This is a genomic window from Methylobacterium sp. J-090 (assembly GCF_022829345.1).
Classification (GTDB): Bacteria; Pseudomonadota; Alphaproteobacteria; order Rhizobiales; family Beijerinckiaceae; genus Methylobacterium.
In genome coordinates, this window is record NZ_JAKSXV010000094.1 from 84,827 (window position 1) to 91,445 (window position 6,619).

At 70.0% G+C, this 6,619-nt stretch carries 6 protein-coding genes; all 6 read right to left on the reverse strand.

All coding sequences use genetic code 11. The annotated features are described in order from the left end of the window. Positions 1-27: 27 nt before the first annotated feature. On the reverse strand, positions 28-2,025 hold the full coding sequence (gene shc, locus MKK49_RS16895; protein WP_244030503.1) for a squalene--hopene cyclase: 1,998 nt from the start codon (positions 2,023-2,025) through the stop codon (positions 28-30). Positions 2,026-2,064: 39 nt separating this feature from the next. Next, on the reverse strand, positions 2,065-3,369 hold the full coding sequence (gene hpnE, locus MKK49_RS16900; RefSeq protein ID WP_244030505.1) for a hydroxysqualene dehydroxylase HpnE: 1,305 nt from the start codon (positions 3,367-3,369) through the stop codon (positions 2,065-2,067). Beyond that, the gene (gene hpnD, locus MKK49_RS16905) at positions 3,369-4,217 is read right to left on the reverse strand and encodes a presqualene diphosphate synthase HpnD (RefSeq protein ID WP_244030507.1); all 849 of its coding nucleotides are present in this window, start codon (positions 4,215-4,217) and stop codon (positions 3,369-3,371) included. The genes hpnE and hpnD overlap by 1 nt, the downstream gene beginning before the upstream one ends. After that, the gene (gene hpnC, locus MKK49_RS16910) at positions 4,214-5,113 is read right to left on the reverse strand and encodes a squalene synthase HpnC (protein ID WP_244030512.1); all 900 of its coding nucleotides are present in this window, start codon (positions 5,111-5,113) and stop codon (positions 4,214-4,216) included. The genes hpnD and hpnC overlap by 4 nt, the downstream gene beginning before the upstream one ends. Next, on the reverse strand, positions 5,110-6,135 hold the full coding sequence (gene hpnA, locus MKK49_RS16915; protein WP_244030519.1) for a hopanoid-associated sugar epimerase: 1,026 nt from the start codon (positions 6,133-6,135) through the stop codon (positions 5,110-5,112). Before hpnA ends, hpnC begins: the two co-directional genes overlap by 4 nt. 170 nt (positions 6,136-6,305) lie before the next feature. Then, a partial coding sequence (locus MKK49_RS16920) for a transketolase C-terminal domain-containing protein (protein ID WP_279595589.1) occupies positions 6,306-6,619 on the reverse strand: 314 nt, incomplete at its 5' end.

Here is a 6,619-nt window from a genome sequence, read left to right on the forward strand (position 1 = left end):
CCGGATCGGGAAGGGCCGAAGACGCCCCTACATCCCGAACGCGACGGTCCGGGTGTTGGACTGCTTCAGGTTGCGGAACCGCGCCATGGCCCAGAGGGGGAAGAACTTCGGGTAGCCGTGGTAACGCAGGTAGAACACCCGCGGGAAGCCGGTGGCGGTGTAGCGCTCCTCGGACCAGAAGCCGTCCACGCCCTGCGTCCGGGTGAGGTAGTTGATGCCGCGGACCACGGCCGGATCGTCGGCCTCGCCCGCCGCCATGAGGGCCAGCAGCGCCCACGCCGTCTGGGACGCGGTGGAGTAGCCCGGCTCGAAGGCCGGGTCGATCTTGTAGGACGAGGCGTCCTCGCCCCAGCCGCCATCCGGGTTCTGGATGCGGATGAGCCAGGCCACGGCCTTACGGATCTCAGGAGAGGCCGGATCGACGTTGGCGGCATTGAGCGCGCACAGCACCGACCAGGTGCCGTAGATGAAGTTCATGCCCCAGCGGCCGTACCACGAGCCGTCCTCCTCCTGATCGGCGAGGAGGTAGGCGACACCGCGATCGAGCGCCTTCGAGCTGTCGCGGGTCTCGCCGAGCTGGGCCAGCATGGACACGACGCGCGCCGTCACGTCGGCGGTGGGCGGGTCGAGCAGCGCACCGTGATCCGAGAAGGGGATGTGGTTGAGGTAATGGTGGTTGTTGTCGGCGTCGAACGCTGCCCAGCCGCCATCGCTCGATTGCAGGCCCTCGACCCATTCGCGGGCGCGGGCAATGGCGTTGGCGTAATCGGGCACGTCGGCCACCAGCCCGTGCTGGCGGGTGGCCCGGTCCATGGCCATCACCACCACGGCGGTGTCGTCGAGGTCGGGGAAGTGCGGGTTGGCGTACTGGAACGCCCAGCCGCCGGGGCGCACGTTCGGGCGTCCCGCCGCCCAATCCCCCTTGATGTCGAGGACCTGGAGGGGCTTCAGCCAGTCGAGGCCGCGCCGGGCCTGCCGCTCGGCCTCCGGACCGCCGGCCTCGAGCAGAGCGTGGCCGGCCAGCGCCGTATCCCAGACGGGAGACAGGCAGGGCTGCACGTAGGCCTCGTGCTCCTTGATCACCACGAGCTTCTCGATGGCCTCGCAGGCGATCATCACCTGCGGATGGTCCTGGGAATAGCCGAGCACGTCGTACATGAGCACGGTGTTGACCATGGCCGGGAAGATGGCGCCGAGACCATCCTCGCCGTTGAGGCGCTCGCTGACCCAGGCCTCGGCCTTGTCGATGGCCCGCTGGCGGCGCTTCTTCGGGAAATGGTCCTGCGTCACCTGCAACACCCGGTCGATGGCTCCGAAGATCGGGGTCCACGGCCAGGTCGCGTGCGGGCTGCCGGGCCAGTGCCGGACATGCTCGGGCGGGGTGACGAACAGTTCGGGCACGCCGAGGCCGCGCGGGTTCTTCGCGAGCGGCTTCTTGGCCTGGAGCACCAGCAGGGGCACGATCACGCAGCGCGCCCAATAGGACACCTTGTCGAGGTGGAACGGGAACCACTTCGGCAGGTGCATGATCTCCACGGGCATCACCGGCACGGCGCGCCACGGCACCTGCCCGAACAGGGCCAGCAGGAAGCGGGTGAAGACGTTGGAGTTGGCGGCACCGCCGCGCGACAGGATCGCCTCGCGGGCCCGGCGCATGTGCGGCGCCTCGACGGAATCACCGGCGAACTTGAGGGCGTAGTAGGCCTTCACGCTGGCGCTCATGTCGAACGGTCCGTCATGGACCAGGGACCAGCCGCCGTGCTTGCCCTGCGTCCGACGCAGATAGTTGCCGATCTTGGCCTCCAGGCCCGGCGCGATCTCGGTCGCGCGGAACTGGTGGAACATGATGTATTCGGACGGGATCGTCGCGTCGGCCTCGAGCTCGAAGCACAGGTGCCCGTCGGCGTGGGAGAGGGCCGTGAGGGCCTGCGTCGCGCGCGTGATGCCGCGCTCCACGTCCTCGATGGAGATCTCCTGCGTCTTGGGGCGCTGCAGCGCCTCGACCTTCTTGAATGCCTCTCGCATCGTCCTCGCCTCACCGGCCGTCAAAGCCGCCGCCATACCTCAGGCCGCGCCGCGCGCGCGTGCCTGTGCGCACCCGCCCGTGGGGCGTGCGAGTGCGTGCGCGGCGGTCGTTCCCGACCGGATCGCGCCCTCGATCGTCGATGGCAGGCCGGTCGCGGTCCAATCGCCTGCCAGGACGCAATTGCGGTGGGCCGTCTCGGCGCCGGAACGGCGCGCGGCCTCGGCGGGCGTCGCCGCGAAGGTCGCCCGCTTCTCCTTGACGATCTGCCAGCTTGGCAGTTCTGGCGCAAGTCCGCACAAAGTCGAGACCTCGGCCCAGATCTGTCGTCCCAAGTCTTCCCGTGGCACGTCGAGGAGCCGATCGGCGCCGCTGATGGTCACGGACAGACGATCCGGATAGGCGAACAGCCACTCCGTCAGTCCATTCACCACGCCGAGCAGTAACGGGGCGTTCGCCGGCGGAACCACAGCGAAATGCGCATTGACGATGGAGCGATAGGCCTGCGGCGCGGCGAGACCCGGAATCAGGTCGGCCGCCACCCAGGGCGGCAGGGCCAGGACCACGGAATCATCGGCCCCGAGGGCGATGGACTCGTCACTGAACACGAGTTCGGTGACGAGGCCCTCACCGAACGTCAGACTGCGCAGACGATGCCCGAAACGCAATTCCGCGCCGCGCCGTGTCAGAAAGGCAACGGCCGGATCGACGAAGGCCGCCGAGAGGCCGGCCACGGCGACGAGGGGGCGACTCGCCGCGCCGCCAGCGCCGAGGGTCTCGCGCAGGATCGTGGCGGCGAGGCCGACGTCGCTCTCCTTCGGCTCGGTGTTGAGGGCTGCGATGAGAACCGGATGCCAGAGGCGGTCGTAGAGCAGGCCCTCGCAGGCCATGGCCTCGCCGATGGTGCCGCCCTGGCCCGGCGCCTTGCCGGCGGCCGCCCTGAGGATGCCGAGGGGCGCGAGGTAGTCGGACGCTTTCGTGCCCGGCACCCGGCGCGAGGCCTGCAGCACCCACCACGGAATCCGTCCGGCATTGGGGCGCAGGGTCCAGCGCTCGCCGGTCTTCAGGTCGGCGAAGGGAAATTCGGCTTGCCGCGGGCCGGACAGGGCGTCGGCCGGGGCGCCGATGGTCTTCATGAAGCCCAGTGCCGAGGTGTTGCCCGACAGGAGCAGGTGATTGCCGTTGTCGATGGTGAGGCCGAGGGTCGGGTCGTAGTACGAGCGGCAGCGCCCGCCCGCCTGCTTGGCCGCCTCGTGCACGATCACGTGCCAGCCGGCCTCCACGAGGGAGACGGCGGCCGAGAGCCCGGCGAGCCCCGCGCCGACGACGTGGACGGTGCCGGCCATCAGACGATTCCGTGCTTGAGCGCGACGGCGATGAGGGCGGCCTTGCCAGGCTTCACCCGGGCGCGGGGCTTGGCCCAGCCGCGCGCCAGCACGGCGTCGAGGTAGAGCCGATAAGCGGCAGCCATCAGGCGGGGCGCCTTGGTGACCTTGCGCGGGCAGCGGGCGATGATCGCCCAGGTCTGGCGGTAATGCTCCTTCGCTTCTTCCGCGAGGGCGGCACAGACTTCGCCGATGCGGGGATGGTCGATGGCCGCCCGCGGCGTCGGATCGGTCAGGCCGATGGCGAACAGCTTCTCGCGGGGGAGGTAGAGGCGGCCGCGCTCGGCATCCTCGTCGATGTCGCGCAGGATATTGGTGAGCTGGAGCGCGCGGCCCTCGTGATGGGCGAGGGCGATGCCCTCGGCCTCGGCGACGCCGAAGATGCGCACGGACAGGCGGCCGACGGCGCTGGCGACCCGGTCGCAGTAGAGGTCGAGGGTGACCTCGTCGGGGGCGACGATATCCTCGAACGCGTCCATGGCCATGCCGTCGATGACCGCGTGGAAATCCGCGCGCAGGAGGCCGTAGCGCCGGACCGGCACCACGAGGTCCTGCACCCGGGGCACGGGCCGGCCGGCATAGAGGGCGTCGATGTCGGCGCCCCAGCGCTGGAGTTCGGCCTTGCGGATCTCGGCGGGGCCGCCGTCGTCGGCGACGTCGTCCACGGCGCGGCAGAACGCGTAGACGGCGTACATGGCCTCGCGCCGGTCCTTCGGCAGGACTCGCATGGCCGTGTAGAACGACGAGGATTTTGCGGGCAGGGCCTCGGCGGGCGCAGATTCGGGCATGGGCGTGGCGGTGGCGCTCATGCGCGGGTTTCCAAGGCGTGGCGGCGCAGGGTACGGCCGCGCAGGGGGCGGCGCGCCAGGGTCGTGGCGATGCCGCCGAGGGCCGTGAGGGCGAAGGCGGCCTTGCCGTGATGGACCTTTTCGGAGAGCGGATCACGCTCCATCAGGCCGCGACAGAGAACGACCGCGAGGCGGTGGATCGCCGCGATCTCGAGGCTGAGGCGTAGATCCGCGATGAGGTCGGGCAGCACCGCCCCCTCGTCGAGGAGGCCCATGGTGCGCTGGGCGAGTTCCTGGATCACCGCACGGAGGGCCGGCGAGGCCCTGGCGGCGGACAGATCGGCCACGGACGCCCCGTGCTTCTCCAGCGTCTCGCGCGGGAGGTAGACCCGGTCATTCCGAACAAAATCCTTCCCGCAATCCTGCAGGTGGTTGATGATCTGGAGCGCCGCGCAGATGGCGTCGGACGGGCCCCAGACCACCCGCGGGTCCTCGCCGTGCACGTCGAGGACGTAGCGCCCCACCGGCATGGCCGAGAGCCGGCAATAGGCGATGAGCTCGTTCCAGTCCGCGTAGCGATTCTTGCGGGCATCGAGACGGAACGCGTCGAGGAGTTCCAGAGCATGTGTCGCCGGCAAGCCCCTCGCGAAAAGTTCACGCTTGAGGGGCTCGGCCTCGGGGTCGGATGGGCCCTTGCCGGTCAGCGCATCGGCGAGCGCGTCCAGGAGCTCGATCTTGCGCTCGGGCGCCAGGGTGGTGTGGTCGGCGACATCGTCGCCGGCCCGCACGAAGTCGTAGAACGCCAGGATCGCGCCCCGGTTCTTCGGGTGGATCAGGTGCGAGGCGACGGGGAAGTTCTCGTCCTTGTGGCCCTTGCCGGAGCGGGCCTCCGTGGCGGTCTGCAGGGTGGCGCTCACTTGAGGCGGCCCTCCTGGCGGAACCACGCGATGGCGTCGGACAGGCCCTCCCGGTAGGGGCGGGCGGTGTAGCCGAGTTCGCCCCGCGCCTTGGCATCGGTGAAGAACATGCGGTAGCGCGACATCTTGATGCCGTCGATGGTGGCGAACGGCGCCTTGCCGGTGAAACGGGCTATCTGCTCGGAGAAGAAGGCGATCGGATAGACCACGGCGCGCGGCAGGTTCACCGTCGGCGCCTTGCGGCCGACCATGCCGGCGATGTCGGCGAGCATCTGCGACAGCAGCACATTCTCGCCACCGAGGATGTAGCGCTCGCCGACGCGCCCGCGCTGAAGCGCCAGCAGATGGCCATAGGCGACATCGTCCACGTGGGCGAGGTTGAGGCCGGTATCGACGAAGGCGGGCATCCGTCCCAGCGCCGCTTCCAGGATGATACGGCCAGTGGGCGTCGGCTTCACGTCGCGGGTGCCGATGGGCGTCGACGGGTTGACGATGACCACGGGCAAGCCGTTGCGGGCCGCCATCTCCTCGACCACGCGCTCGGACACGACCTTGCTGCGCTTATACGCGCCGATGGCGTTGCCGGGCGTCAAGGGCCGGGTCTCGTCGGCGGGCGTGCCGTCGTCGTGCGGCTTGATGGTGGCGACGCTCGACGTGTAGACGATGCGCTCGATCCCAGCGCGCAGGGCCTCCTCCATGAGGATCACGGCACCGTCGCGGTTGGTCGCGACGATCTCTTCCGGATCGGGCGCCCACAGCCGGTAGTCGGCCGCCGCGTGGACGAGATAGCGCTGACCCTCGAGTGCCGCCGCCACGGCCGCGCGGTCGCGCATGTCGCCCTCGACCACCTCGACGTCGGTCCAGGTCAGGTTGGTGCGCGGCGAGGTCGCCCGCACCATGATCCGGACCGGGAAACCGGCGTTGCGGAACACGTCGACGAGGGCGGCGCCCAGGAAACCGCTCGCACCGGTGATGAGAACCGGGCCGGCATCGAAGGGGCCGGTGGGGGTCGCCTGTGGCATTTCTCTCGCGGGTTCAGGAAGCCATGGGCACAGCGAATCCGGTGGGACCGGAACCGTCGAGCCTGGCGCTTCTGTCATCGAAACGGAGGCCGGACAAGCGCAGCCGGGTCACACCCCGGCCGCCTCGCACGGGCAAGGCCCGTGCGGAGGGGTCGGAAGGAGAGCGCCGGTCAGGCGAGACGCAGGCGGCTCGATCCGGCCTTCCGCTCGGGGAGGGTTGCGCGGACGGTCTGGGCGATGGAGTCCGCGTCGAGGCCGGCTTCCTTGTACATGGCGTCGGGGGAATTGTGGTCCTGGTAGGTGTCGGGGAGCGTCAGGGTCCGCACCCGGACGCGGCCGGCATCGAGGGCGCCCGTCTCGGCCAGGAGATGCAGCACCATGGCGCCGAAGCCGCCGACCGAGCCCTCCTCCAGGGTGATCAGCACCTCGTGGGTCGCGGCCAGATCGAGGATCATGCCCGCGTCGAGGGGCTTGGCGAAGCGCG